This window comes from Acidovorax sp. SDU_ACID1 (genome assembly GCF_045291395.1).
GTDB lineage: Bacteria > Pseudomonadota > Gammaproteobacteria > Burkholderiales > Burkholderiaceae_C > MR-S7.
In genome coordinates this window covers 2,165,944-2,190,797 of the sequence record NZ_CP152342.1, presented here as the reverse complement: position 1 = coordinate 2,190,797, position 24,854 = coordinate 2,165,944, and the positions used below count along the sequence as shown (strand labels likewise).

General features: G+C 69.9%; 24 protein-coding genes and 1 pseudogene. 18 read left to right on the top strand and 7 right to left on the bottom strand.

What is annotated here, in order from left to right:
• Positions 1-66: 66 nt before the first annotated feature.
• Entirely contained in the window at positions 67-690 is a 624-nt protein-coding gene (locus AAG689_RS10690; RefSeq protein ID WP_406625915.1) for a tRNA-uridine aminocarboxypropyltransferase, read from the bottom strand.
• The gene (locus tag AAG689_RS10685) at positions 687-1,451 is read right to left on the bottom strand and encodes an IclR family transcriptional regulator (RefSeq protein WP_406625914.1); all 765 of its coding nucleotides are present in this window, start codon (positions 1,449-1,451) and stop codon (positions 687-689) included. Before AAG689_RS10685 ends, AAG689_RS10690 begins: the two co-directional genes overlap by 4 nt.
• 113 nt (positions 1,452-1,564) lie before the next feature.
• Here AAG689_RS10685 and AAG689_RS10680 point away from each other — a divergent pair, with 113 nt between their 5' ends.
• From AAG689_RS10680 to AAG689_RS10620, 13 genes and pseudogenes are all read left to right on the top strand, one after another.
• Complete coding sequence (locus tag AAG689_RS10680; protein WP_406625913.1) at positions 1,565-2,545, top strand: Bug family tripartite tricarboxylate transporter substrate binding protein; 981 nt, start codon at positions 1,565-1,567, stop codon at positions 2,543-2,545.
• A 30-nt stretch (positions 2,546-2,575) separates the two neighbouring features.
• Positions 2,576-3,448: pseudogene (locus tag AAG689_RS10675) on the top strand (amidohydrolase family protein); the annotation flags it as partial.
• A 30-nt stretch (positions 3,449-3,478) separates the two neighbouring features.
• Entirely contained in the window at positions 3,479-4,477 is a 999-nt protein-coding gene (locus AAG689_RS10670; protein WP_406626325.1) for a Bug family tripartite tricarboxylate transporter substrate binding protein, read from the top strand.
• 32 nt (positions 4,478-4,509) lie between these two features.
• A complete protein-coding gene (locus tag AAG689_RS10665; RefSeq protein ID WP_406625912.1) occupies positions 4,510-5,196 on the top strand; it encodes an RraA family protein in 687 nt (228 codons plus the stop codon).
• Positions 5,193-6,110 (top strand): NAD(P)-dependent oxidoreductase, encoded by a 918-nt coding sequence (locus AAG689_RS10660; RefSeq protein ID WP_406625911.1) that lies wholly within the window; start codon positions 5,193-5,195, stop codon positions 6,108-6,110. Before AAG689_RS10665 ends, AAG689_RS10660 begins: the two co-directional genes overlap by 4 nt.
• A 26-nt stretch (positions 6,111-6,136) precedes the next feature.
• Positions 6,137-7,126: a Bug family tripartite tricarboxylate transporter substrate binding protein gene (locus AAG689_RS10655; RefSeq protein ID WP_406625910.1), complete on the top strand. Its 990-nt coding sequence runs from the start codon at positions 6,137-6,139 to the stop codon at positions 7,124-7,126.
• A 180-nt stretch (positions 7,127-7,306) separates the two neighbouring features.
• Positions 7,307-8,275 carry a Bug family tripartite tricarboxylate transporter substrate binding protein gene (locus AAG689_RS10650; RefSeq protein ID WP_406625909.1) on the top strand — a complete coding sequence of 323 codons (969 nt, stop codon included), beginning with the start codon at positions 7,307-7,309 and terminating at the stop codon, positions 8,273-8,275.
• Between the two features lie 33 nt (positions 8,276-8,308).
• Positions 8,309-9,265, top strand: a complete 957-nt coding sequence (locus tag AAG689_RS10645) for a tripartite tricarboxylate transporter substrate binding protein (protein WP_020230303.1) — start codon at positions 8,309-8,311, stop codon at positions 9,263-9,265.
• A gap of 5 nt (positions 9,266-9,270) precedes the next feature.
• On the top strand, positions 9,271-10,146 hold the full coding sequence (locus AAG689_RS10640; RefSeq protein WP_406625908.1) for an amidohydrolase family protein: 876 nt from the start codon (positions 9,271-9,273) through the stop codon (positions 10,144-10,146).
• Between the two features lie 13 nt (positions 10,147-10,159).
• Positions 10,160-11,068: an SMP-30/gluconolactonase/LRE family protein gene (locus AAG689_RS10635; RefSeq protein ID WP_406625907.1), complete on the top strand. Its 909-nt coding sequence runs from the start codon at positions 10,160-10,162 to the stop codon at positions 11,066-11,068.
• Positions 11,069-11,233: 165 nt separating this feature from the next.
• Positions 11,234-11,956, top strand: a complete 723-nt coding sequence (locus tag AAG689_RS10630) for an IclR family transcriptional regulator (RefSeq protein WP_406625906.1) — start codon at positions 11,234-11,236, stop codon at positions 11,954-11,956.
• Between the two features lie 104 nt (positions 11,957-12,060).
• Positions 12,061-13,038 (top strand): Bug family tripartite tricarboxylate transporter substrate binding protein, encoded by a 978-nt coding sequence (locus AAG689_RS10625; protein ID WP_406626324.1) that lies wholly within the window; start codon positions 12,061-12,063, stop codon positions 13,036-13,038.
• A gap of 8 nt (positions 13,039-13,046) precedes the next feature.
• The gene (locus AAG689_RS10620) at positions 13,047-14,072 is read left to right on the top strand and encodes an amidohydrolase family protein (protein WP_406625905.1); all 1,026 of its coding nucleotides are present in this window, start codon (positions 13,047-13,049) and stop codon (positions 14,070-14,072) included.
• 8 nt (positions 14,073-14,080) lie between these two features.
• Here the strand turns inward: AAG689_RS10620 and AAG689_RS10615 are convergent, their stop codons facing one another.
• The 3 genes from AAG689_RS10615 to AAG689_RS10605 form a co-directional block, all read right to left on the bottom strand.
• A complete protein-coding gene (locus AAG689_RS10615) occupies positions 14,081-15,070 on the bottom strand; it encodes a tripartite tricarboxylate transporter substrate binding protein (RefSeq protein ID WP_406625904.1) in 990 nt (329 codons plus the stop codon).
• Positions 15,071-15,084: 14 nt separating this feature from the next.
• Positions 15,085-16,299 (bottom strand): alpha-hydroxy acid oxidase, encoded by a 1,215-nt coding sequence (locus AAG689_RS10610; protein WP_406625903.1) that lies wholly within the window; start codon positions 16,297-16,299, stop codon positions 15,085-15,087.
• A 68-nt stretch (positions 16,300-16,367) separates the two neighbouring features.
• Positions 16,368-17,132 carry an IclR family transcriptional regulator gene (locus AAG689_RS10605; protein WP_406625902.1) on the bottom strand — a complete coding sequence of 255 codons (765 nt, stop codon included), beginning with the start codon at positions 17,130-17,132 and terminating at the stop codon, positions 16,368-16,370.
• A 106-nt stretch (positions 17,133-17,238) separates the two neighbouring features.
• Here AAG689_RS10605 and AAG689_RS10600 point away from each other — a divergent pair, with 106 nt between their 5' ends.
• The gene (locus AAG689_RS10600; protein ID WP_406625901.1) at positions 17,239-18,426 is read left to right on the top strand and encodes a lactonase family protein; all 1,188 of its coding nucleotides are present in this window, start codon (positions 17,239-17,241) and stop codon (positions 18,424-18,426) included.
• 19 nt (positions 18,427-18,445) lie between these two features.
• Here AAG689_RS10600 and AAG689_RS10595 read toward each other — a convergent pair whose 3' ends face one another.
• A complete protein-coding gene (locus AAG689_RS10595) occupies positions 18,446-19,897 on the bottom strand; it encodes a catalase (RefSeq protein ID WP_406625900.1) in 1,452 nt (483 codons plus the stop codon).
• 162 nt (positions 19,898-20,059) lie between these two features.
• Between AAG689_RS10595 and AAG689_RS10590 the strand changes: the two genes are divergently transcribed.
• Positions 20,060-21,340: an NAD(P)/FAD-dependent oxidoreductase gene (locus AAG689_RS10590; RefSeq protein WP_406625899.1), complete on the top strand. Its 1,281-nt coding sequence runs from the start codon at positions 20,060-20,062 to the stop codon at positions 21,338-21,340.
• 91 nt (positions 21,341-21,431) lie between these two features.
• On the opposite strand, the gene AAG689_RS10585 is transcribed toward AAG689_RS10590, so the two are convergent.
• The gene (locus AAG689_RS10585) at positions 21,432-21,977 is read right to left on the bottom strand and encodes a LuxR C-terminal-related transcriptional regulator (protein WP_406625898.1); all 546 of its coding nucleotides are present in this window, start codon (positions 21,975-21,977) and stop codon (positions 21,432-21,434) included.
• A gap of 83 nt (positions 21,978-22,060) precedes the next feature.
• Here AAG689_RS10585 and AAG689_RS10580 point away from each other — a divergent pair, with 83 nt between their 5' ends.
• From AAG689_RS10580 to AAG689_RS10570, 3 genes are all read left to right on the top strand, one after another.
• On the top strand, positions 22,061-22,768 hold the full coding sequence (locus tag AAG689_RS10580; protein WP_020230316.1) for a CoA transferase subunit A: 708 nt from the start codon (positions 22,061-22,063) through the stop codon (positions 22,766-22,768).
• A 3-nt stretch (positions 22,769-22,771) separates the two neighbouring features.
• Positions 22,772-23,410, top strand: a complete 639-nt coding sequence (locus AAG689_RS10575; RefSeq protein WP_024002166.1) for a 3-oxoacid CoA-transferase subunit B — start codon at positions 22,772-22,774, stop codon at positions 23,408-23,410.
• Positions 23,411-23,520: 110 nt separating this feature from the next.
• Positions 23,521-24,852: an HD-GYP domain-containing protein gene (locus AAG689_RS10570; RefSeq protein WP_406625897.1), complete on the top strand. Its 1,332-nt coding sequence runs from the start codon at positions 23,521-23,523 to the stop codon at positions 24,850-24,852.
• Positions 24,853-24,854 lie beyond the last annotated feature (2 nt).

Genomic DNA, 24,854 nt, shown 5'->3' with positions numbered 1-24,854 from the left:
ATAAAAACCAACAGCAAATCTTCAAAAAAATAGCCGGATATCCCTGCAGAGCCCAGTAGACAAGCGCTAGCAGCTATGGTTTTTGAAGAAATACCCCCGCTGCATCTCCATGAACGCCTGCATCGCTTCCCCCAGCGCAGCGATGGCAGCATTGCCAGGTTCGAGCTGGCGCAACGCGCACTCCACGGCCTCCAGCGTGCTGAGCTGGTGCGGCGCATGCGCCTTGCGGATGGCGTAGCGTGAAGGCGGCACATCGTCCAGCGCCAGGCGCGGCAACCGTTGCAGCGCGGGGTTGGCCCAGAGCATGCGGCGGCTCTTGCGCCAGGTGCCGTCCAGCACCACCAGGCGCAGGCGCGCGGGCTCGGCCAGCCATTCGAGGGGCAGGGCGGGTGCGGGGTGCATGGGGTGCTGCGCATCGGGCGGCGTGGGCGGGTAGAGCAGCAATGCGTGGCGCGGCGGGTCGGCCGCGTGCCAGGGCTGCGCCAGCACGGCAGGATCGAACGCCTCGCCCACGATCACCCGGCTGCCCGGCAGGCACAGGTGCAGCAGCCGCCCCGTGTTCTTGGCATGGCCCGCTTCCTGCGGGTGCATGAGGACCAGCACCTGCACCGCATGCGCCACGGGCCGCACGGCGGCGCACAGGCAGGCCGTGGCGGGGCGCAGGCAGCGCGCGCACGCAGGGCGTTTCATGGATGCCACTGCGTCGGCCGCACCTGGCTGGGCGAGGGTGCGGCCGCGTTGCCCGCGAGCGCGTAGGACAGGCGGTTGGCCGCCGTGATCACCGTCTGCGCCAGCGCTTCGAGCCGCTCGGCAGGCAGGCGCGAGGCGGGGCCGGAGATGCACACCGAGCCCATCAGCCGCCAGTGCATGCCGAACACGGGCGCCGACACGGTGGCCACGCCCTGTTCGCGCTCGCCGATGGACCAGTGATAGCCCTTCTGGCGGATCTGCTCGTAGATCGCGCCGGGCTCGCCCGAGAACGCCAGGATCACGCGGCCCGGCGAGCCCTTGTCCAGCGGCAGCCCCTCGCCCATGCGCGCGTGGTGGCGCAGCGCCTGCGGGCCTTCCACGCGCACGAGGCAGGTGCGCACATTGCCCTCGCGCACGTAGAAGGCCGCGCTCTCGCCGCTGGCCTGCGTGAGTTCGCGCAGCGCGGGCTCCAGCACGTTCTGCACGTCGAAGCCCGCCTGGTAGCGCGCGCCCAGCCAGCCGGCGGCCGGGCCCAGGCGCCAGTCGCCGTCCTCGCGCTGGACCATGTAGCCCGACTGCGCCAGCGTGCGCGCCAGACGCAGCACCGTGGTCTTGTGCAGGCCCGCGCGGCGGCTCAGCTCGGCCAGCGACAGGCGCGATTCGCCCAGGGCGAAGGCTTCCAGCAGTTGCAGCGCGCGGGTGACGGCGGTCACGCCGCCGGCGTCGGATTTCGGGGGGCAGGAGGGTTGCTCATGGCGCAATGCGTTGCGTTGTGCGAAACACAATTGTATGGGTTGAAACGTTTGCCTAAAGTCGCGCCCCAATGCCGGGAAGCATGCCGGCATCCGCTTCACCACCCACCAGGAGACAACCCATGCTCATCCGCACGTTCTCGCGCTCCCTGTGCGCGGCCGCCCTCGGCCTGGCCGCCGCCACCGGCGCACTGGCGCAAGCCGCCTATCCCGCCAAGCCGATCCGCCTGATCGTTCCGTTCCCGCCCGGCGGCGGCACGGACATGATCGCGCGCACCGTCGCGCAGAAGGTGGCCGACACGAACAAGTGGAACGTGATCGTGGACAACCGCCCCGGCGCGGGCGGCAACCTGGGCGTGGATGCGGCGGCCAAGGCCGCGCCCGACGGCTACACGCTGGTCATGGGCCAGACCAGCAACCTGGCGATCAACCCCTCGCTCTATTCCAAGCTGCCCTACGACCCGCTCAAGGACCTGGTGCCGGTGGCGCTGGTGTCGTCCGCGCCCATCGTGATGGCCGCGCCCGCCAACACGCCCTACAAGACCTTCGCCGACCTCGTGGCCGCCGCCAAGGCCAAGCCCGACGGGATCACGCTGGGCTACTCGGGCAACGGCACCGTGGCCCACCTGGCGGGCGAGCAGGCCGAGAACGCGGCCGGCATCAAGCTGCGCCACATCCCCTACAAGGGCGCCTCCCAGGCCATGACGGACCTGGTGGGCGGCAATATCGACCTGTACATGTCCGCCGTGCCCACGCTGCTGGGGCAGGTGCGCAACGGCAAGCTGCGGCCCATCGTCGTCACGTCGCTCAAGCGCTCGGCCCAACTGCCGGACACGCCCACGCTGGCCGAGTCGGGCTACAAGGATTTCGAGGCCATCTCCTGGTACGGCGTGCTGGCGCCCGCGGGCACGCCCGACGCCATCGTGCAGCAGCTCAACAAGGCCATCAACGAGGCCCTGAAGCAGCCCGACGTGGCCGAGAAACTGCGCTCCGAAGGCGGCGACGTGCTCGGCGGCACCTCGCAGAAGTTCGACCAGCTGCTGCGCGCCGAAGTGCCGCGCTGGAGCAAGATCGTCAAGGACTCGGGCGCCAGCCTGGACTGACCGGCATCGACGCCACCGCGCGAGAAGGCCATGGAGACCGTGCCTTTCTCCGCCGGCTGGCAGCGGCCACAGGCCGCGCTGCCCGCCGGTGCCTGCGACTGCCACGTGCACGTCTACGACGGCCGCTACCCCGCGGCCCCCGGCGCGAAGCTGCTGCCGCCCGATGCCTCTGCGCGCGACTACCAGGCGCTGCAGCGGCGCATCGGCACCACGCGCGTGGTGCTGGTCACGCCCTCCACCTACGGCACCGACAACCGCTGCATGCTGGACGGCCTGGCCGCGCTCGGCCCCCAGGCGCGCGGCGTGGCCGTGATCGCGGGCACCGAGAGCGAGGCCGAGCTGCGCCGCCTGCACACGCTGGGCGTGCGCGGCGTGCGGCTGAACCTGTCGCTGGGCGTATCGGGCACGGCGGACCTGCTGGAGCCGCTGGCGCGCTGCATCGCGCCGCTGGGCTGGCACCTGCAGCTGCTGATGGCCCCCGAGCTGCTCGCGGCGCAGGGCGACGTGCTGCGGCGCCTGCCCGTGCAAGTGGTGTTCGACCACTTCGGGCGGATCCCGCCCGTGTCCGCGCCCGGCGGGGCAGGGCAGGCGGCGCATGCGCTGCTGCGCGAACTGCTGCAGCGCGGGCGCGCGTGGATCAAGCTCTCGGGCGGCTACATCGTGAGCGCGCGCCACACGGTGGAAGACCCCGCGCTCGACCCGCTCGCCGTGAGCTACCTGCGCTGCGCGCCCGGGCGCGTGGTGTGGGGCAGCGACTGGCCGCATGCCACCGCGTCGGCCGGCGTGCAGCCCATGCCCGACGATGCCCGGCAGATCGACCGCCTGCACGACTGGCTGCGGCAGGCCGGCGTTTCGCCGCAGCGCGTGCTGGTGGACAACCCGCAGGCGCTCTACGGCTTTCCCCTCTTTGAACCCAGACAGGAGACGCATTCCATGAACGCACCGCATTTTTCTGCCACGCGCCGCAGCGTGCTGGCCGCCCTGGCCGCCGCAGGCGCCACGCTCGCTGCCGGCCCCGCGCTCGCGCAGGAGTGGCCCGCCGGCAAGGTCATCACCTACGTGGTGCCGTACCCGGCCGGCGGCAGCACCGACGTGCTGGGGCGCAACATCGCCCAGCGCCTGGGCCCTCTCCTGGCCACCAACGTAATCGTGGACAACAAGCCCGGCGCCACCGGCACCATCGGCGCGGCCTTCGTGGCGCGCGCCCAGCCCGACGGCCTCACGCTGCTGGGCACCACCATCGGGCCGCAGGCCATCGCGCCGCACCTGATGGGCAAGCTGCCCTACGACCCCATCGCCGGCTTCGAGCCCGTCATCACGATCGGCACGATCCCGCACATCCTCGTGACGGCCGTGGGCCAGCCGTTCCAGAGCGTGGCCGACCTCGTCGCGGCGGGCAAGGCGCAGCCGGGCCAGCTGGCCTACGCCTCGGGCGGCAACGGCACCATCCTGCAGATGCAGGCCGAGCTGCTGCAGCAGCAGACCGGCACGCGCTTCATCCACGTGCCCTACAAGGGCGATACGCCCGCGCTGCAGGACACGCTGGGCGGGCAGGTGCAGTTCCTGTTCGCGCCCGCCGCCGCGGCGCTGCCGCACATCCAGGCCGGCAAGCTGCGTGCGCTGGCCGTCACGTCTGCCCAGCGCCTGTCGGCGCTGCCCCAGGTGCCCACGATGGGCGAGTCGGGCTTCAAGGACTTCGTGGTCGAGCAGTGGCACGCCGTGTTCGCGCCCGCCAAGACCCCGGCCGCCATCGTGCAGCGGCTGAACGCCGAGATCGCCAAGACACTGAAAGACCCCGCCGTCACCGAACTGGCCGGCAAGCTGGGTATCACCCTCGCGGGCGGCACGCCCAAGCAGCTCGGCGACCTGCAGCGCGCCGACTCCGCCAAATGGGCCAAGGTGATCCGCGACGGAAACATCAAGGCCGACTGAATTTCTCCCTCTTCTCCACCCAAGGAACCACCATGAGCCAACTCCCCGAAATCGTCCGTGACATCCAGCGCGTGAGCTTTGATGTCGTGCAACAGGCCGCCGGCTTCCAGGCCGCCATCCTCGCCGACGTGGCGGGCCGCCGCGGCACCATGCACGCCCGCGTGGCGCCCGTGCACGAGCGCATGCAGCTCGCCGGCCCGGCGTTCACCGTCGAGGTGCGCCCCGGCGACAACCTGATGATCCACGCGGCCATCGCACTCGCGCAGCCCGGCGACATCCTCGTCATCGACGGCAAGGGCGACCAGACCGCCGCCCTCATGGGCACGCTGATGATGAGCGCCTGCAAGAAGCTGCGCCTGGGCGGCGTGATCGTGGACGGCGCGATCCGCGACAAGCTGGAACTGCTGGAGCTGGACTTCCCCGTGTTCAGCGCGGGCTTCAACCCGGCCGGCCCGACCAAGTTCGTGCCCGGCCGCATCAACCATCCCATCTCCTGCGGCGGCACGGTGGTGAACCCCGGCGACCTCGTGGTGGGCGATGCCGACGGCGTGGTCGTCATCGAGCGTGCCAAGGCGCCCGCGATGATGGCCCTGGCCGCGAAGAAAGTGGCCGACGAGGCCGCGCGCATCGAAGCCATCGCGCGTGGCGACACGGCCTCCAAGTGGCTGCCCGCCGCGCTGCGCGCCGCTGGCGTGCTGAAAGAAGGGGAAGCACTGTGAGCCGCGCCGCCATCCTCATCACGGCGGCCGACCTCGCGCCGCAGGCGCTCGCGCTGCTGACCGACTACGAGATCGTCTACGCGGGCAAGACGCCCACGGAAGACGACATCGTCGCCCTGTGCCGCCAGCACAACCCGGTGGCCATCATCGTGCGCTACAGCAAGGTGGGCGCGGCGGCGATGGATGCGGCGCCCGCGCTCAAGGTCATCTCCAAGCACGGCAGCGGCACGGACACCATCGACAAGGTGGCGGCCAAGGCGCGCGGCATCGAGGTGGTGGCCGCCGTGGGCGCCAACGCCGCGGCCGTGGCCGAGCAGGCGCTGGCGCTGCTGCTGGCCTGCGCCAAGTCGGTGCCGCAGCTCAACGAGCGCATGCACGCGGGTCACTGGGACAAGGCCACGCACAAGGGCCTGGAGCTGGGCGGGCGCACCATCGGCCTCATTGGCCTGGGCGCCATCGGCCTGCGCTTCGCGAAGATGGTGGACGCTTTAGGCATGCGCGTGCTCGGCTTCGATCCGTTCGCCAAGAACCTGCCGGACTTCGTGCAGCTCGCCGATCTGGAAACGATCTGGCGCGAGAGCGATGCAATTTCGCTGCACTGTCCGCTGACCGATGACAACCGCGGCTTGCTCAATGCCGATACGCTCGCGCGCTGCAAGCAGGGCGTGATCGTGGTGAACACCGCGCGCGGCGGCCTGATCGACGAGGCCGCATTGCTCGTCGCCGTGCAAAGCGGCCAGGTGCGCATAGCGGGGCTGGACAGCTTCGCCGTCGAGCCCATGACCGCCGGCCACCCGTTCCAGCACCAGCCGGGCTTCATCCTCAGCCCGCACATCGGCGGCGTGACCAGCGACGCCTACGTGAACATGGGCCTGGGCGCGGCGCGCAATGCGCTGGCGGTGCTGAACCGCTGACTGTCGTGATTCCCAAGGAGACAAACATGCAATTCAATAAGAAAAGGCCTCTGGCGCTTGTGGGACAAGCGCTAGCAGCTACTATATTGGTAGCATCCAGCGCTTGCTTTGCGCAGGCCTACCCCTCCAAGCCGTTCAAGCTGGTGGTGGGCTTCGCCGCCGGCGGCCCCACCGACGTGGTGGCCCGCGCCTTCGCCGACCACGCCAGCCGCGCACTGGGCCAGCCCTTCGTGGTGGAGAACAAGCCCGGCGCCAACACCATCCTGGCCGCGCAGGCCGTGGCCACGGCGCCGGCCGACGGCTACACGCTGCTGTTCGGCGCCACCAACCACACGATGATCCCGGCGCTCTACGGCGACCGCGTCAAGTTCGATGCGGTGAAGTCCTTCCAGCCCGTGTGCACCGTCGCCACCAGCCCCACGGTGCTAGTGGTGGGCCCGGCGATGCAGGCGCGCACGCTGGCCGCCTACGTCACCAAGGCGCGCGCAGAGCCCGGCCGCGTGACGGCGGGCACGCCTGGCGTGGGCAGCTCGGGCCACTTCGCCACCGAGTTGTTCGCGCGGGCCAACGGCCTCAAGCTCAACCACGTGCCCTACAAGGGCGCGGCGCCTGTCGTCAACGACCTGCTGGGCGGTCAGCTCGACAGCTCGTTCGCCACGCTGGGCTCGGTGCTGCCGCAGGTCGAGGGAGGCAAGCTCACGGCGCTGGCCGTGGCATCGCCCAAGCGCTCGGCGCTGCTGCCGCAGGTGCCCACCTTCGCCGAGGCCGGCGGCGGCGATTTCTCCGCCGATGCGTGGTACGGCGTGCTGACCCCGGCGGGCGTGCCGGCTCCCATCGTGCAGGCGCTCGAACGCGCGGCCACGGCCTTCGCCAGGAACCCGGCCACGGCCGACAGGCTGCGCGGCCTGGGCCTGGAGGCCGCGTCGCTGTGCGGCGTGCCATTCGCCGAGCAGGTGCGCCGCGAGGCGGCCACCTACACCCGCATCGCGCGGGAGCTTGATCTCAAGGCTGATTGAAATGAAACACCCCCTGAGCGGCTGCGCCGCTTCCCCGCTCTCACGCTGCGCGTGGGCAGGGGGACGCCGCCCGTGCGGCGGGGCGGCCCTTGCACGGCGGCCCTGGCTTGGCGCGCGCCAGTTTCATGGGTAGTGCGCAGCCCTATGGGTAACTGACATTTTCAGAAGGAGACAGCTTCCATGAACCGCATGCATTTCCCCCTGTGCGCCGCTCTGGCGCTGGTGTGCGCCGCCGCCGGCGCGCAGGCGCAGACCTACCCCGACAAGGCCGTCAGGATCGTCGTGCCATACCCGCCCGGCGGCGCGGTGGACCAAGTGACGCGCCGTATCGCGCAAAAGCTCACCGAGCAGACCGGCCAGAGCTTCTACGTGGAGAACAAGGCCGGCGCCACCGGCACCATCGGCGCAGTGCAGGTGGCGCGCTCGCCCGGCGATGGCTACACGCTCATGGCCAACGACACCACGTACTCGATCCTGCCGCAGGTCTTCAAGAAGCTGCCGTGGGACTACGCGCAGGACCTGGTGCCCGTGGCCGGCTTCAACTTCGCGCCCACGGCGGTGGTGGTGGCGGTCAATTCGCCGTTCAAGACGCTGGGCGACATGGTGGCCTATTCGCAGGCCAACCCCGGCAAGCTGAACTACGGCACGGGCGGCGCGGGCACCATGCCGCACTTCGCCACCGTGGCGCTGGAAGGCGCCAGCGGCCTGAAGGCCACGCACGTGCCGTTCAAGGGCGCGGGCGAGGCCACGCTGGCGCTGCTGAGCGGCACCATCGATTTCCAGATCGCCTCCACCCCCGGCGTGATGGGCCAGGTGCGCGGCGGCAAGGTGCGCCTGCTGGCCGTGAGCGGCGACCAGCGCCTGAAGGCGCTGCCCGACGTGCCCACCTTCGCGCAGGCGGGCGCGCCGGACTACAAGGTCGTCAACTTCACGGGCCTGTGGGCCGCCAAGGGCACGCCCGAGCCGGTGCTGGAGAAGCTGCGCAAGGAAATCGCCACCGCCATGGCCAGCGCCGACGTGCAGTCGTTCGCCGACGACCTGGGCGCGGTGCCCGGCGTGGTGAGCGGCAAGGCCTTCGCCGACAAGCTCAAGGCCGATGCCCAACTGTGGGAGGCCGTGGCGGCCAAGGTCGGCATCGACAAGCAGTGACGGCCCCTTATTCCTTTTTTATCCGGAGACTCCATGAAATCCCTCAAGAAATACCTGCTGGCCGCCTGCGCCTGTGTCACCCTGGCCGCGCACGCCGCGTTCCCCGAGCGCCCCATCACCATCGTCGTGCCCTATGCACCGGGCGGCGCGGCCGATGCCGTGGCCCGCGTGATCGCCAGCCGCATGGGCACCAGGCTGGGCGGCAGCGTGATCGTGGACAACAAGGCTGGCGCCAGCGGCACCATCGGCGCGAGCTACGTGGCGAAGGCGCAGGCCGACGGCTACACCATGCTCTACGACGCCACGCCGTACTCGATCAACCCGCATCTTTTCCCCAAGATGCCGTACGCGGCAGATGCGCTGCAGCCGCTGTCGCTGGTGCTGCTGGCACCCAACATGCTGATCGTGCCGGCCAACTCGCCGTTCAAGAACGTCGGCGAGCTGATCGCCAAGGCCAAGGCCGAGCCGGGCAAGCTCAACTTCGCCTCGGGCGGCAGCGGCACGGTGCAGCGCCTGGCCTCCGAGCTGTTCCGCCAGAAGCTCGGCCTGGACATGGTGCACGTGCCCTACAAGAGCGGCGGCCCGGCCATCGCCGACACCATGGGCGGGCAGGTGGACTTCATGTTCAGCACCATCGCCGCGTCGTACCCGCTGGTGGCATCGGGCAAGCTGCGCGCACTGGCCGTGTCGGCGCCCGAGCGCTCCAAGCGCCTGCCCGACGTGCCCACGGTGGCCGAGGCCGCGATTCCCGGCTACGAGGCGTATGAGTGGAACGGCATGTTCGTGCCCGCAGGCACGCCCGCGCCCATTGCCGCGCAATTGCAGAAGGCCTTGGTCGAGGTGTTGCAGGAGGACGAGGTGAAGCAGCGCCTGGCCGACCTGGGCGCGCAGCCCATCGGCTCCACGCCGGCCGAGTTCGCCGCCTTCCTCAAGAAGGAAGACGCGAAGTGGGGCGAGGTGGTGCGCAAGGGCCACATTAAATTGGACTGAGCGCCATGCCTCCGCTCTCCACCCCCGTGCCGCATTCCGTGGGCCTGAACCGGCCCGCGCGCACGCTGCCGCCGCTGGCGTGCGACAGCCACATGCACATCTTCGACACGCGATTCGCCCCGTCGCCGCACTGGAAGCGCACGCCGCCCGATGCGCCCGTGGCCGCCTACCGGCTGCTGCAGCAGCGCCTGGGCACGCAGCGCACGGTGGTGGTGACGCCCTCGACCTACGGCACGGACAACGCCTGCACGCTCGATGCGCTCGACCAGTTCGGCGACAGTGCGCGCGGCGTGGCCGTGGTGACGCACGGCGTGGGCGATGCGGAGCTGGATCGCCTGCACGCGCGCCGCGTGCGCGGCCTGCGCGTGAATTTCGTCACGCCGCAGTCCTGGGGCGAGACCACGCCCGAGATGCTGACCACCTTGGCCCGCAAGGTGGCGCGGCTGGAAGGCTGGCACATCCAGGTCTTCATGCACCCGGAGCAGATCGTGGCGCTGGAGGGCGTGCTGGCCGCGCTGCCCGTGCCGCTGGTTGTGGATCACCTGGGCCGCATCGACCCGGCCGAGGGGACTGCCGCTGAAGGCTATGGCGTGCTGCGCCGGCTGCTGGACGGCGGCAACACCTGGGTCAAGCTCTCGGGCGCCTACATGCGCTCCACGGTGCACGGCCCCAGCTATGCCGATACGCTGCCGCTGGGCCGCGCGCTGGCGCAGGCCGCGCCCGAGCGGCTGGTGTGGGGCAGCGACTGGCCGCATACCACCGAGGCGCCGGGCACGGTGAACGATGCCGACCTGGTGGACCTGCTGCACGCCTGGGCCGGGCCGGATGCGGCGATGGACCGCATCCTCGTGGACAACCCGGCGCGCCTCTACGGTTTTTGAAAAGGAATCCGCCATGTTTCTGCTGCAAGCCCCCCAGGTCCGTGAACTGGAGCTGTTCACGTCCATGCCCGAAGCGCTGCGCCGCCGCGAGCGCAGCGACTGGTCCGACGCCAACCGCGGCGGCGCCGTGGCCGATTCGTTCCTCGAAGGCCCGGTGTTCGACGGCGCCGGCAACCTCTACGTGACCGACATCCCCTGGGGCCGCATCTTCCGCATCGACCCGCAGGGCGCGTGGACGCTGGTGGCCGAGTACGACGGCGAGCCCAACGGCATGAAGTTCCTCGATGCCGGCACGCTGCTCATCACCGACTACAAGAACGGTTTGATGCGTCTGGATGTGGCGACGGGCCAGGTCACGCCGTACCTGCAGCGCCGCAACAGCGAGCGCTTCAAGGGCGTGAACGACCTGATCTTCGACAGCGCGGGCAACCTGTATTTCACCGACCAGGGGCAGAGCGGGCTGCACGATCCGAGCGGGCGCCTGTACCGCTTGCGGCCCAATGGCCAGCTCGACCTGCTGCTGGCCAACGTGCCCAGCCCCAACGGCGTGGCGCTGTCGCCCGACGAGCGCGTGCTGTACCTGGCCGTCACGCGCGGCAACTGCGTGTGGCGCGTGCCGCTGCTGCCCGACGGCAGCGTGGCCAAGGTGAGCCAGTTCTTCACCTCCTACGGCCCTAGCGGCCCGGACGGGCTGGCGGTGGATACCAAGGGTCGCGTGCTCGTCGCCAACCCGGGCCTGGGCTACGTCTGGGTGCTCAACGGCCGGGCCGAGCCCGTGCAGGTGCTGCGTGGCGCGCCGGGCAGCTCCACCACCAACCTGGCCTTCGGCGGGGCCGACCGGCGCACGCTCTACGTGACCGACTCCACGCACGGCCGCATCCTGCGCGCCGCGATGGATGCGCCGGGGCTGCCGCTGCACTGAGAAGGTGTGAACGAATCCGCCATGCTCGCTCATCCCGCGAAAACACGCCTGCTCGTCGTTGCAAATGCTCGCCATAGCCCGAGCTATGGCTGCGCTTTGCGCCTAGAGCAGCCGCGTTTTCGCGGTCTGCTCGGGCACGCCGGATTCATTCACACCTTCTGAGCCATGCAGGGCGCCATGGAACAGGTGCAGTCCGTGGCGCGGGCGCTCGCGGTGCTCAAGGCGTTCTCGGGCGACGAGGCTTTCGTGCCGCTGGCCGAACTGGCGCGGCGCACCGGCATGCACAAGCCCACGGTGCTGCGCCTGGCGCGCACGCTGGCGGCCCAGGGCTTCCTGGTGCAGCGCGCCGACGGTGCTTGGCGCCTGGGCCCGAGCGCGGGCGCGATCGGTGCGCGCTACCAGGCGCAGTTCGACGTGAACGCCATCATCGAGCCGCAGCTCATGGAACTGTCCGCGGCCACGGGTGAGAGCGCGTCGTTCCACGTGTACGAGGACAACATCCGCAGTTGCCTGCTGCGCTGCGAGGGGCCGCGCGGCATACGCCACCACGTGCGCCCGGGCGAGCTGCTGCCGCTGGAGCGGGGCTCGGCGGGCCGCGTGATCCTGGCCGCGCTGGGGGAGGGCGGTGCCGTCTACGACTGCATCCGGCGCGAGGGCTACGGCATCACGCGCGGTGAACGCAGCGCGGGCGCGGCCAGCGTGTCGGCGGCGGTGCAGGGCGCGCAGCGCGCGGTGCTGGGCTCGGTGAGCATCTCCGGCCCCATCGAGCGGCTGACGCAGGAGCTGCTGCAGGCCTGCGCGCCCGCCGTGGTGCGCACGGCGGCGCAGCTGTCGTGGAAGCTGGGCGGCGTGTCGGTGGCGGCGCTGCGTTCCACCTGGCATCCCTGACCCTGCGGGCGTTACGCCTGCCGTAACGTGCTTCGCAGCGCGCCGCATCGTTCCTACCATCGCGCCGCGGCCCCATGTGGAGGGCCCTCAGGAGACACACCGTGATGACGAAGCGAGCCGTATTCGGCGCAGCCCTGTGCGCATGCACCGCCTTGATCGCCCCGCAGGCCCTGGCCCAGGCGGACGCCTATCCCGCCAAGCCCATCCGCGTGGTCGTGCCCTTCGCCGCGGGCGGCCCGGCCGACGTGATCGCGCGCGAGATGGCCCAGTCGCTGGGCAAGGATCTGGGCCAGTCCATGGTGGTGGAGAACATGGGCGGCGGCGCCGGCGTGCCCGCTCTCAACACCGTGGCGCGCGCACCGGCCGATGGGCACACGCTGCTGTTCGCGGCATCGGGCAACGTGGTGATCCAGCCGCTGCTGGCCAAGAACCGCGTGGACATCCTCACGCAGCTCGCGCCCGTGGGCATGGTGACCACCAGCCCGCACGTGCTGGTGGTGTCCAGCAAGCTGCCCGTGCGTACGGTGAAGGAGCTGACCGACTACGCCAAGGCGCACCCGGGCGCGGTGAATCTCGCCTCGGCCGGCGTGGGCGGCCTCGCGCACCTGGGCGCCGAGCTGTTCAAGCGCGCCGCCGGCATCGAGGCGCGGCATGTGCCGTACAAGGGCACGTCGCAGGCCATGACCGACCTGGCCTCGGGCGAGGTGCAGGCCATGTTCAGCAGCCTGCCGTCGATGAAGGGCATGATCGACAAGGGCGCGATCCGCGTGGTGGCCGTCACCGGGCCCTCGCCGTCGCCCGCGTACAAGGACATTCCCCTGATCAGCAAGGCCGGCGTGCCCGGCTTCGAGTACACGACGTGGTACGCCCTCTACGCCCCGGCGGGCACGCCCGCGCCGGTCATCGCCCGGCTCGGCAAGGCGCTGTCGGCGCTCGCCGCCGACAAGGCGTTCGACGACCGGCTGCAGGCCCAGGGCGTGGACCTGCACGTGACCTCGGCCAAGGAACTGGGTGAGCGCACGCGCAAGGAATCGGCCGAGTGGGACAAGGTGATCCGCGAATCCGGTATCGAACTGAACTGAGCCCGTCCATGATCATCGACTGCCACGGCCACTACACCACGGCGCCCAAGGCGCTCAACGACTACCGCGCGCGGCAGGTGGCGCTGCTCGCGGAGCCGGGCGCGCCCGCACTGAGCCCGGACGTGCGCATCAGCGACGACGAGATCCGCGCCAGCCTGGAGCCGAACCAGCTCGCCACGCAGCGCCTGCGCGGCGTGGACATGACGATCTTCTCGCCCACGGCCGGCGCCATGGCGCACCACGTGGGCAACGCGGTGACCAGCCGGCACTGGACGCAGGCGTGCAACGACTTGATCCACCGCGTGACGCGCCTCTATCCGCACGAATTCGCCGCCGTGTGCCAACTGCCGCAGTCGCCGCGCTCGGGCATGGCGCAATGCGTCGTGGAGCTGGAGCGCTGCGTGAACGAGCTGGGCTTCGTGGGCTGCAACGTCAACCCCGATCCTTCGGACGGCTACTGGACCGATCCGCCGATGACGGATCGCTACTGGTACCCGCTCTACGAAAAGATGGTGGAGCTAGACGTGCCCGGCATGGTGCACGTGAGCTGCTCGTGCAACCCCAACTTCCACCACACGGGCGCGCACTACCTGAACGGCGACACGGCCGCGTTCATGCAGTTCGTGCTGTCGGATCTGTTCAAGGACTTCCCCACGCTGCGCCTGGTGATCCCGCACGGCGGCGGCGCCGTGCCCTACCACTGGGGCCGCTACCGCGGGCTGGCGCAGCAACTGAACCGCCCGCCGATGGAGGAGCTGCTGCGCAACGTGTTCTTCGACACCTGCGTGTACCACCAGCCGGGCATCGACCTGCTGCTGAAGGTGATCCCGGCGGACAACGTGCTGTTCGCCTCGGAGATCTTCGGCGCGGTGAAGGGCGTGGATCCCCAGACCGGCTTCAACTTCGACGACACGCGCCGCTACGTGGACGCGGTGCAGGGCGTCTGCGACGCCGAGCGGCACAAGCTCTTCGAGCAGAACGCGCGCCGCGTGTACCCGCGCCTGGATGCGCTGCTGCGCGGGCAGGGGCGCTGACGCAGGATTCACTCCGCCGTCAGCAACCCCGACTGGATGAGCCCGGCGTAGGTTTCGGCTTGGCGCGCCAGGAACCTCTCGAAGTCCGCCGTTGCCATCCTGGTCGGTACGCCGCCGATGTCTTCCACGCGCTTGCGCGTGGCAGCGTCGGCCAGCACGGCGTCGTTGGTCTCGATGAGCCTGTCCACCACGGCCTGGGGCACGGCGCGCGGCGCCATGACGGCGGTGAAGGGGGCAATGTCCACCTCGGGCTGCCCCGCCTCGGCCATGGTGGGTACGCCGGGAAGCGAAGGCACCCGCTGCGGGAAAACCACGCCCAGCGCGCGCAGCTTGCCGCCCTTGACCAACTGCAGGGCCGAGGGCAGATCCGTAGCGACGGCGTCGAGCTGGTTGCCCAGCAGATCCTGCACGGCGGGGCCGGCGCCCTTGTAGCCGGCGATCACGAACTGCGTGCCCAGCGCCTTCTGCATCTGCAGGATGTTGACGTGGCCCGCCGTACCGTTGCCCGGATGGCCGATCCGCACCTCACCCGGACGGGCCCTGGCATGGGCCGCGAAGTCCTGCCAGGTCTTGAGGGCGGAGCCGGCATTGACCACCAGCACGCCCGGCACCAGCGTGAGCAGGGCTACGGGCTTCATGTCCTTCAGGCCATACGTGGCCGCCTTGCCCGCCATCTGCCAGCTGGAGACGATGGGCCCGGTCGTGCCCATGAGCAGGGTGTAGCCGTCGGGCTCGGAGCGCACCATCTGCGAGGTGCCGATCATGCCGCCCGCCCCGCCGCGGTTGTCGATCACGAAAGGTTGGCCCAGGCGCTGGCCGTAGGCCTCGGCGAAGATGCGCGCGGTGCTGTCGGCATTGCCGCCGGGCACGAAGGGCACGATGACCTTGACGGGCCGGGCGGGGTAGCCGCCCGGCTGGGCCAGCGCGTTGGGCAGCGGGCCGAATGCCGTGGCGAGCGTGGCCGCCAGTGCGGCGCGCCGGGTGAGGGTGGTTTGCATGGGTGTCTCCTTCTTCAAGCGGGGATGAGGTGGCCGTCGTTCAGCTCGGCCAGCGAGGACACGCCCAGCAGGGCCATGTCGCGGTGGATCTCGTCGTACAGCAGGCCGATGGCGTGCGCCACGCCGGCCTGCCCGCCCACCGCGGCGGCATAGGCCATGGGGCGGCCGACAAACACGTGGTCCGCGCCCAGGGCCAGGGCCTTGAGCACGTCGGTGCCGCGGCGCACGCCGCTGTCGAGCATGAGCGCCATGCTGCCCTTCACGCGAGCTGCTTCGGACACGGTGCGCAGCGGCGGCGCCGTGCCGTCGAGCTGCCGGCCGCCGTGGTTGGAGAGGATTACGCCGTCGGCGCCGGCCTGCTCGGCCCGCCGCACGTCGTCTGCCGAGATCAGTCCCTTGACGACGAGCTTGCCCGTCCACAGGCGGCGGATGAGGGCGAGGTGTTCCCAGTTCAGGTGGTCGCGCAGGCCGAACTGGCGCACCACGCTGCGCGAGATGATGGGAACGCCCCGGCCGGCGCCGGCGTTCTCGAAGTGGGGCATGCCGTTCTTCACCAGCGTCTGGGCGAGCGTGCCCAGCAGCCAGCGTGGGCGGATGAGGCCATCCCAAGCCAGGCGCAGACTGGGGCGCAGCGGCGTGGAAAACCCCACGCGCACGTTGTTCTCGCGGTTGGCGAGCGTGGCGGTGTCCACCGTCACCACCAGCGTACGAAAGCCTGCTTGCGTGACGCGCTGCACCAGCCCCTCGATGTGCGCGGGCTCGCCGGGAATGTAAGCCTGGAACCAGCCGCAGGTGGGCGCGGCCTGCGCAACCCGCTCCATGGGGGTCAGCGACGCGCCGCTCAGCACGAACGGAATGCCGGCGGCCTCGGCGGCGCGGGCCAGGGCCAGGTCGCCCTCGAAGGCGAAGAGCGCGCACAGGCCCATGGGCGCGATGCCGAAGGGCGCGCGGTAGGCCGTGCCCATGAGCGTGGTGGCCTGGTCGCGGCGCGAGACGTTCACCAGCACGTTGGTGCGGAACAGCCATTGGCGGAAGGCCGAGGTATTGGCCTGCAGCGTGACGTTGTCCTCCACGCCGCCTTGCAGGTAGCCGAAGATGGGGCGCGGCAGCGTGCGGCGGGCGGCAGCTTCGAGGTCGCCCAGCGAAAGGATGCCGCGCAGGCGGGGAGGCAGGTGGCTGCGGGCGTTCGGCGCGGGGCCGAGCTGCTGCCGGGGCGGGTTTGGGGTCATGGGGGCGCATTGGAATCCGGCGCCGACGGCAGCTGCAATGCGTTACGCAATGCGTAATGGCAAAGGGCTTACGGATGCCAGGTGGCGCGCAGCGCCGTGGCCGGCATGCCGCCGAGCGCCGCGCCCAGTTGCCGCGCGGCGGCCACGGTGTGCGGTGCATGGCGGCGCAGCAAGGCGATGGTCAGCCGCTCCACGGGGCCGGACGTGCTGATGGCGCCCAGCACCATGCCCTGCGCCCCGCGCACGGCCGCTGCCACGCTGGCCGCACCGGTGGCCCGCTCGGCGCGCGCGTAGTGGTAGCCGCGGCGGCGGATGCGTTCGTACATGTCGCCGGGTTGGCCGAGGGCCGCGAGGATCACGCGGCCGGGCGCGCCCAGCTCCAGCGGCAGGAGTTCGCCGGAGCGTGGATGGTCGGGCCGCGCGGTGGGGCCGTCGCAGCGCATGAGGCAGCTGCGCAAATTGCCTTCGTAGACGTAGAACGAGGCGCTTTCGCCGGTGAGCGCGGAGAGCTGGCGCAGGATGGGCTCGATGGCCGATTCCACGTCGAACTGGGCCTGGTAGCGCGAGCCGATCCAGCCCGCGGAAGGGCCCAGCCGCCACGCGCCGTCGCCCCGCTGCACCAGGAAGCGCGAGAGCGCCAGCGTGCGTGCGAGCCGCAGCGCCGTGGGCTTGTGCATGCCGGTGCGGCGTGCCAGCTCGGCCAGGGGCAGGAACTGCTCGTCGCCGTGGAAGGCGGTGAGGATGGACATGGCGCGGTGCACGGCCTGCACGTGGTCGCGGGACAGTTCCGGTGGTGTGCCACTGGTTGGCTGGAGCAGCGGGCGTGTGGACATGGAGGCATGGTAGCCATGCGGCAGGGTGTTACGCAATGCGTAACGGATTGGCAGGCGGGATGGGTATCGCCATCATCGCCAGGCATACCTTTACAAGGAGACGTTCGTGGCGGGCACTTCCCCATCGTTGGCCGAGGGTGAGGAATACTTCTTCGCGGCAGTCGGCGACCGACTGATCCGCTACGCACTGGATGCGGACGGCCGCATGCGCGAGATCGCCGCGCTGGCCATGCCCTGCAACGTGCAGTACGCCTGCCTCGACCCCGCGCGTGCGCTGCTGTACGTGGCCTGCAGCAATGGCGGCGTGGACAGCCGGGGCGACCGGCACTGGCTGGCGCTGGTCGCAGTGGATGGGGCGATGCGCATGCTGATGGATCCCATCGCCCTGCCGCACCGGCCCATCCATGCAGCGCTCGATCTTGCAGGGCATCGGTTGCTCATCGCCTACAACCTGCCTGCCGCGGTGACCGTGCATGCGCTGGACGGGGAGGGCAGGGTGGACCGATGCATCGGCCATTGGGAAGGGGCGGATCTCGTGGGCTGGTTCCCGCACCAGATCCTGCCCGTGCCCGGCAGCGACGAGGTGCTGTTGACCTGCCGCGGCGACGATGCCACGGCGGAGCGTGCAGAGAACCCCGGATCGCTGCGCGTGCTGCGCATCGAGCAGGATCAGGCGAGGCTCGTGCAAGTGGTCTCGCCACGGGGCGGCTTCGGTTTCGGTCCGCGCAACTGCGCGTTCCATCCCACGGCGCCCTGGATGTATGCCGTGCTGGAGCGGCAGAACGCGCTGGCCATGTTCCACGTCTGCAAGGGCCGTATCGCCGCGCAGCCGGCCTGCACCGTGGGCATGCTGCAGCACCCGGAGCGCATCCACCGCCCGCAGCTCGCCGGTGCGCTGGAACTGCATCCCAACGGCCGCTTCGCCTATGCGGTGAACCGCTCGCACGCCGTGGTGCCGGATGGGCCCCACATGGTCTGGGCGGGTGGCGAAAACAGCATCGTGGTCTTCCGGCTCGATGCGCGCACGGGCGAGCCGGTACGGATACAGACCACGCCGCTGCACGGCCTGCACGCGCGCTGCATCGCCATCGCGCAGGGCGGCCGGCTGCTGGTGGCTGCCCTGCGGCAGGCCAGCCAGCGGCGCACGGACACGGGCGTCGAGGACTGTCCGGCCGGCTTCAGCATCTTCCGCATCGGCCATGACGGCTGCCTGGCGCTGCTCGATCACGTTGCGGTGCCGGTCGGGACCGGGCAGCTTTTCTGGGCCGGCAGCGGCCAGGACGGGGAGCGCTGAGCGCCCCCGGCTGCCGCGTTTACAGCTTGCCTGCGCGCTGCGCCTCGATGGCGGCCTTCACGCCCGCGCCGTAGGCCGGGTCGGCCTGGGTGCAGTGCGCGATGTGCTTGTCCACGATGTGCTGCGGCACGCCCGCGATGGCGCGTGCGGTGTTCTCGAACAGCAGTTGCTGCTTCTCGGGCGTCATCAGGCGGAACAGGTCGCCGGGCTGGGTGAAGTAGTCGGCGTCGTCCTCGCGGTAGTTCCAGCGGCTGGCGTCGCCGTAGAGCTTCTCGACGGGCTCGGCGTACTGCGGCTGCTCCTGCCACTCGCCCTTGGTGTTGGGTTCGTAGGCGATGGTGCGGCCGAAGTTGCCGTCCACGCGCATGGCGCCGTCGCGGTGGTAGTGGGCCACGGGGCAGCGCGGCGCGTTCACCGGGATCTGGTGGTGGTTCACGCCCAGGCGGTAGCGCGCGGCGTCGGAGTACGAGAACAGGCGCGACTGCAGCATGCGGTCGGGCGAGGGGCCGATGCCGGGCACCAGGTTGCTCGGCGCGAACGAGGCCTGCTCGACCTCGGCGTAGTAGTTGTCGGGGTTGCGGTTGAGCTCCATCACGCCGACTTCGATGAGCGGGTAGTCCTTCTTGCTCCACACCTTGGTCAGGTCGAATGGGTGGAAGCGGTAGGTCTGCGCCTGCTCCTCGGTCATGATCTGCACGCACAGCTTCCACTTGGGGAAGTCGCCGCGGTCGATGGCTTCGAGCAGGTCGCGCTGGCTGCTTTCGCGGTCGCCTGCGACCACTTGGGCGGCATCGGCGTCGGAGAGGTTCTCGATGCCCTGCTGACAGACCCAGTGGAACTTCACGTAGTGGCGCTCGCCGGCCTGGTTGATGAGGCTGTAGGTGTGCGAGCCGAAGCCGTGCATGTGGCGGTAGCCGCGCGGGATGCCGCGGTCGCTCATCACGATGGTGACCTGGTGCAGCGCCTCGGGCAGGCCGGTCCAGAAGTCCCAGTTGCTCTCGGGGCTGCGCAGGTTGGTGTAGGGGTCGCGCTTGACGGCCTTGTTCAGGTCGGGGAACTTGAGCGGGTCGCGGAAGAAGAACACGGGCGTGTTGTTGCCCACGAGGTCCCAGTTGCCTTCCTCGGTGTACATCTTCACGGCGAAGCCGCGGATGTCGCGCTCGGCATCGGCCGCGCCGCGCTCGCCCGCTACCGTGGAAAAGCGCACGAACAGATCGGTCTGCTTGCCGACATCGGAGAACACCTTGGCGCGGGTGTAGCGCGTGATGTCGCCGGTGACGGTGAAGGTGCCGTAGGCGCCCGAGCCCTTGGCGTGCATGCGGCGCTCGGGGATCACCTCGCGGTGGAAGTGGGCGAGCTTCTCCAGGTGCCACAGGTCCTGCAGCAGCATGGGGCCGCGCGGGCCGGCGGTGAGCGAGTCCTGGTTGTTGGCGACGGGGGCGCCGGCTGCGGTGGTGAGGCGGTGGGTCATGGTCGTACTCCTTCTTTCAGTGGCGATAAATAGATAACAACTATTTATTTTTAGAAAATTATTGCCATTTACTATGTTGAGGGCAAGACAAAAGCCATTGAATTTCTGCAACGCCGCCATAGCCGCTGCCTTCTACACTGCATGCAAGGAAAGGATGGGCGCATGCATTTCGACATCGTGATCGTGGGCGGCGGCGCGGGCGGGCTGGAACTGGCGGCGCGGCTGGGGCGCCAGCTCGGGCCGCGCCAGGGGCGCGAGCGCGTGCTGCTGGTGGACCGGTTCGCGTTCCATATCTGGAAGCCGACCTTGCACGAAGTGGCGGCCGGCACGCTTGATGTGCATCAGGAGGGCCTGTCGTACACGGTGCTGGCGCGGCGCAACCACTTCAGCTTCGCCATGGGCGAGCTGGCGGGGCTGGATGCCGGGCGCAGGACGCTCGCCCTGGCGGCCCTGCACAACGCGCGCGGCGAGGAGGTGGTGCCCGCGCGCACGCTGAGCTACACGCGCCTGGTGCTGGCGCTGGGCAGCGGCTCCAACGCCTTCGGCACGCCGGGCATCGAGCACGCCTACCTGCTGGAGAACGTGCGCGACGCGCAGCGCTTCCACGCCGACTGGCTGAGCGCCTGCGCACGGGCCTCCTTCTCCGAGGCGCGCGCCTTGTCCATCGCCATCGTGGGCGCGGGCGCCACGGGGGTGGAACTGTCGGCCGAGCTGCTCGAAGCCCATGCCGAGCTGCTGGAGAGCCTGGGCAGCAGCCAGCGCTTCCGCCTGGACGTGACGCTGGTGGAGGCGGGCGAGCGCATCCTGGGCGGCCTGCCCGAGCGCATCTCCAGCCAGGCCGCCGTGGCGCTGCGCCGCAAGCAGATGCGGGTGATGACGGCCACGCGCGTGCTAGAGCTGCGCCCGGGCGTGCTGGTCACCTCCGCGGGCGAGATCCAGGCCGACATGGTGGTCTGGGCCGCCGGCATCAAGGCGGCCGACATGAACGCCACGCTGGGGCTGGAGGTCAACCGCCTCAACCAGTTCGTGGTGGACGAGCGGCTGCACACCTCTTCCCCCGGCGTGCTGGCGCTGGGCGACTGCGCCGCCTGCCCGTGGGTGGACGGCCGCACGGTGCCGGCGCGCGCGCAGGCCGCGCACCAGCAGGCGGACTACCTGGCGCGCGTGCTGGTCGCGCTGCTGAACGAGCGCGAGGTGGCCGAGCCGTTCCGGTACCGCGACTTCGGCTCGCTCGTCTCGCTGGGCGAGAACAAGGGCGTGGGCAACCTGATGGGGGGCCTGGCCGGGCGCAACTTCTTCGTCGAGGGGCTGATCGCCAAGTGGATGTACATCTCGCTGCACCTGAACCACCACCGCGCCATCCTTGGGCTGGGCAAGACGGCGGTGCTGGCGCTGGCGCGGCTGCTGCAGCAGCGCGTCTCGGGGCGGCTCAAGCTGCACTGAAAACGATAGCTGCTTGCGCTTGCTGTACAAAGGTTTGAAGGTGTTTTTGCCATGAAACGCTTGCCTGGCAAGCGCAAGCAGCTATCGTTTTTCAACCGGCCATGAGTTTTTGCACCAGGTCGGCCGCCGTGGAGGCGCTGTACTTGCGCATCAGGCGCGCGCGGTAGATCTCCACCGTGCGGTGGCTGATGTCCAGCGCGCGGCCGATTTCCTTGGAGGTCATGCCGTCCAGCAGGCGCGCGGCCACCTCGCGCTCGCGCGCGGTGAGCTCGGCGCGCACGGGACGCTGGGCACTCAGGTCCTCGAAGCTCCAGATGCCCGAGGAGTGCGGGTCTTCGCGGTTGAGCGCGCGGCCCGACACGTGGCACCAGAAGATCTCGCCGCTCGCCCGCTTCATGATGCGGTTGTCGGCGTAGTGGCCCTTGGCGTTCAGGATGGGCTCCATGCGCTTGCCCAGGCGCTCGTACTCGTCGGCCGTGGGGTAGAGGATGCGGAAGGACTGGCCGATGAGCAGCTCGCGCGAGGCGCCGAACATCTCGCACACGTGGCGGTTGCAGTCCACCATGGTGCGGTTGCGCGAGATCACCAGTCCCACGGGAGCCATCTCGAAGGCCAGGCGGTAGTCGGCAACGTCCATGGGTACAACTATTTAGGGAAAACTACTTAAAGGGGTACGTAGTATCGTAGCGCATTCAATACCCCCAAACCAGGAGACACGCAGTGAAAAAGCTCTATCCCTCCGCGGCCGAGGCGCTCAAGGGCGTGGTCGCCGACGGCCAGCTCATGGCCGTCGGCGGCTTCGGCCTGTGCGGCATCCCCGAGGCCTTGATCGAGGCGCTGCGCGACAGCGGCGTCAAGGACCTGACCATCGCGTCGAACAACGCGGGCGTCGACGGCTTCGGCCTGGGAAAGCTGCTGGAGACGCGCCAGATCAAGAAGATGATCGCCAGCTACGTGGGCGAGAACAAGGAGTTCGAGCGCCAGTACCTCGCAGGCGAGCTGGAGCTGGAGTTCACGCCCCAGGGCACCCTGGCCGAGAAGATGCGCGCGGGCGGCGCCGGCATCCCCGCCTTCTTCACCAAGACCGGCGTGGGCACGCAGGTGGCCGAAGGCAAGGAGCTGCGCGAGTTCGACGGCCAGACCTACGTGATGGAGCGCTCCATCGTGGCCGACGTGTCGCTGGTCAAGGCCTGGCGCGCCGACACCTCCGGCAACCTGCAGTTCCGCCTGACGGCGCGCAACTTCAACCCCGCCGCCGCCACCTGCGGCAAGGTCTGCATCGTGGAAGTGGAGGAGGTCGTGGAGCTGGGCCAGCTCCAGCCCGACGAGATCCACCTGCCGGGCATCTACGTGCACCGCATCGTGCACAACCCTACGCCCGAGAAGCGCATCGAGAAGCGCACGATCACCGAAAAAGCAGGAGCCTGAACCATGCCTTGGACCCAAGACCAGATGGCCGCACGCGCGGCGCAAGAGCTGCAGGACGGCTTCTACGTGAACCTCGGCATCGGCATTCCCACGCTGGTGGCCAACCACACGGGCGACAAGGAAGTGTGGCTGCAGTCCGAGAACGGCATGCTGGGCATCGGCGCGTTCCCCACCGAGGACCAGGTGGACGCCGACCTCATCAACGCCGGCAAGCAGACGGTGACGACCATCCCCGGCTCGTCCATCTTCGGCTCCGACCAGTCGTTCGCCATGATCCGCGGCGGCAAGATCAACCTGTCCATCCTGGGGGCCATGCAGGTCAGCGAGCGCGGAGACCTGGCCAACTGGATGATCCCCGGCAAGATGGTCAAGGGCATGGGCGGCGCCATGGACCTTGTGGCCGGCGTGGGCCGCGTGATCGTGCTCATGGAGCACGTGGCCCGCAAGAAGGACGGCACGACCGACCTGAAGATTCTGCCCCAGTGCACGCTGCCGCTGACCGGCGTGGGCGTGGTGGACCGCATCATCACCGACCTGGGCGTGTTCGACGTCACCCCCCAGGGCCTGAAGGTGGTGGAACTGGCGCCGGACGTGGGCTTCGACGAGGTGCAGTCCAAGACCGGCGTGACGCTGCTGCGCTGAGAGGGTTGCGGGCCCTGCGGGCCCGAGCCGGGAAGCCGGGCGCATGCCCGGCTTTTTCATGGGCGCCGCCGTTATAGTCGGCGGCAACATCCGCTGACATTTCCCCCTGCATGAACGCCCCCGAGCAGACCCTCGCCCCCGATGGCGCCGAAGACAACCCGCACTACCTGCGCGCCGTCACCGACATGGCAGACCGCTGCAACGTGGTGACGAACGAGGCCATCTACACGGACAAGGGCATCAAGCTGGTGGACAAGGGAGCGCGCGTGGACAGCCGCCTCTACGACCGGCTGGTGCGCTACAAGCTGCGCGGGCGCATCGACAGCCACCTCGCGGTGGACAACGCGGTCACGGTGCCCGCGCTCGTGCAGCTGGCCAGCGCGCAGTGCGAGAGCGACACCCTGGCCTACCTGCTGGTCCACACGCTGGAGGAGGGCGCCCGCGACCGGCTGCTGGTGCCGCTGCGCGGCCTGCTGCTGCCGCCGCCGCTGGCCTTCAAGCTCACGGTCATGCGCGAGCAGCACCCGGCCCTGTTCGAGCACAGCGTGCGCATGATGCTGATGGCCGTGTACCTGGGCATCAAGAGCGGCTGGAGCGACCGCGAATGCGTGCCGCTGGCGACGGCGGCGCTGCTGCACGACATCGGCGTGCTGCACATGGACCCGGTCTGGCACGACCCCACGCACAAGGTCACGGGCGTGGGGCGCAAGCAGCTCACGGCCCACCCGGTCACCGCCATGGTGGTGGTGCGCTCGCAGGGCCTCTACCCCAAGTCCGTCGAGCAAGCGGTGCTCGAGCACCACGAGTGCATGGACGGCAGCGGCTATCCGCGTGGCATGCGCGGGGAGGAGATCTCGCCCATGGGCCAGATCCTGCTAGTGTCCGAGGTGGCGACGGCCTTCTTCGAGAAATACGCCGATGACGCGCCCGCCCAGCGCCTGTCGCTCACCCTGCGGCTGAATCACCGCAAGTTTCCTCCCGCGCTGGTGGCCTGCCTGCTGCCCGTGCTGCAGATCAAGGCCGTGCAGGCCCAGGTGGACGTGGCCCTGGACGAGGTGGAGCACATCGTCGCGCTGCTGTCCGACGCCTTCGGCACCTGGGAATCGCTGTGCGCCCCGCTGCCGCCCGAATGGCTGGCCGCCGATTCCGGCCGCGCCTGCGCCTTCGTGGCGCGGCGGCTGGACGCGCTGCAGAAGACCCTCTACGAGGCCGGCTCCCACCCCGAGCAGCAGGCCGAGGCGCTGCCCCACCTGCAGGGCGACAGCCAGAGCCTGGCCGAACTGGCCCTGCTGGGGCGCGAGGCGCTGTGGCAGCTGCAGGTCATCCTCGACGCCACCCACGGCCGCTGGCCGAAGCTGGCCGAGCGCGCCGACATCGGCGACGCCGCCGTCGCCGACTGGCGCGACGCCTGCACCGCGCGCCTGAAGCCTGCCGCGGCCTGACC

Excerpts from the sequence above, each read along its gene's own strand:
- AAG689_RS10590 (WP_406625899.1), top strand. The coding sequence starts at position 20,060 with ATGCATTTCGACATCGTGATCGTGGGCGGCGGCGCGGGCGGGCTGGAA.
- AAG689_RS10680 (WP_406625913.1), top strand. The coding sequence starts at position 1,565 with ATGCTCATCCGCACGTTCTCGCGCTCCCTGTGCGCGGCCGCCCTCGGC.
- AAG689_RS10615 (WP_406625904.1), bottom strand. The coding sequence starts at position 15,070 with ATGCAAACCACCCTCACCCGGCGCGCCGCACTGGCGGCCACGCTCGCC.
- AAG689_RS10635 (WP_406625907.1), top strand. The coding sequence starts at position 10,160 with ATGTTTCTGCTGCAAGCCCCCCAGGTCCGTGAACTGGAGCTGTTCACG.
- AAG689_RS10605 (WP_406625902.1), bottom strand. The coding sequence starts at position 17,132 with ATGTCCACACGCCCGCTGCTCCAGCCAACCAGTGGCACACCACCGGAA.
- AAG689_RS10640 (WP_406625908.1), top strand. The coding sequence starts at position 9,271 with ATGCCTCCGCTCTCCACCCCCGTGCCGCATTCCGTGGGCCTGAACCGG.
- AAG689_RS10645 (WP_020230303.1), top strand. The coding sequence starts at position 8,309 with ATGAAATCCCTCAAGAAATACCTGCTGGCCGCCTGCGCCTGTGTCACC.
- AAG689_RS10595 (WP_406625900.1), bottom strand. The coding sequence starts at position 19,897 with ATGACCCACCGCCTCACCACCGCAGCCGGCGCCCCCGTCGCCAACAAC.
- AAG689_RS10585 (WP_406625898.1), bottom strand. The coding sequence starts at position 21,977 with ATGGACGTTGCCGACTACCGCCTGGCCTTCGAGATGGCTCCCGTGGGA.
- AAG689_RS10570 (WP_406625897.1), top strand. The coding sequence starts at position 23,521 with ATGAACGCCCCCGAGCAGACCCTCGCCCCCGATGGCGCCGAAGACAAC.
- AAG689_RS10610 (WP_406625903.1), bottom strand. The coding sequence starts at position 16,299 with ATGACCCCAAACCCGCCCCGGCAGCAGCTCGGCCCCGCGCCGAACGCC.
- AAG689_RS10620 (WP_406625905.1), top strand. The coding sequence starts at position 13,047 with ATGATCATCGACTGCCACGGCCACTACACCACGGCGCCCAAGGCGCTC.
- AAG689_RS10625 (WP_406626324.1), top strand. The coding sequence starts at position 12,061 with ATGACGAAGCGAGCCGTATTCGGCGCAGCCCTGTGCGCATGCACCGCC.
- AAG689_RS10655 (WP_406625910.1), top strand. The coding sequence starts at position 6,137 with ATGCAATTCAATAAGAAAAGGCCTCTGGCGCTTGTGGGACAAGCGCTA.
- AAG689_RS10690 (WP_406625915.1), bottom strand. The coding sequence starts at position 690 with ATGAAACGCCCTGCGTGCGCGCGCTGCCTGCGCCCCGCCACGGCCTGC.
- AAG689_RS10665 (WP_406625912.1), top strand. The coding sequence starts at position 4,510 with ATGAGCCAACTCCCCGAAATCGTCCGTGACATCCAGCGCGTGAGCTTT.
- AAG689_RS10575 (WP_024002166.1), top strand. The coding sequence starts at position 22,772 with ATGCCTTGGACCCAAGACCAGATGGCCGCACGCGCGGCGCAAGAGCTG.
- AAG689_RS10670 (WP_406626325.1), top strand. The coding sequence starts at position 3,479 with ATGAACGCACCGCATTTTTCTGCCACGCGCCGCAGCGTGCTGGCCGCC.
- AAG689_RS10630 (WP_406625906.1), top strand. The coding sequence starts at position 11,234 with ATGCAGGGCGCCATGGAACAGGTGCAGTCCGTGGCGCGGGCGCTCGCG.
- AAG689_RS10650 (WP_406625909.1), top strand. The coding sequence starts at position 7,307 with ATGAACCGCATGCATTTCCCCCTGTGCGCCGCTCTGGCGCTGGTGTGC.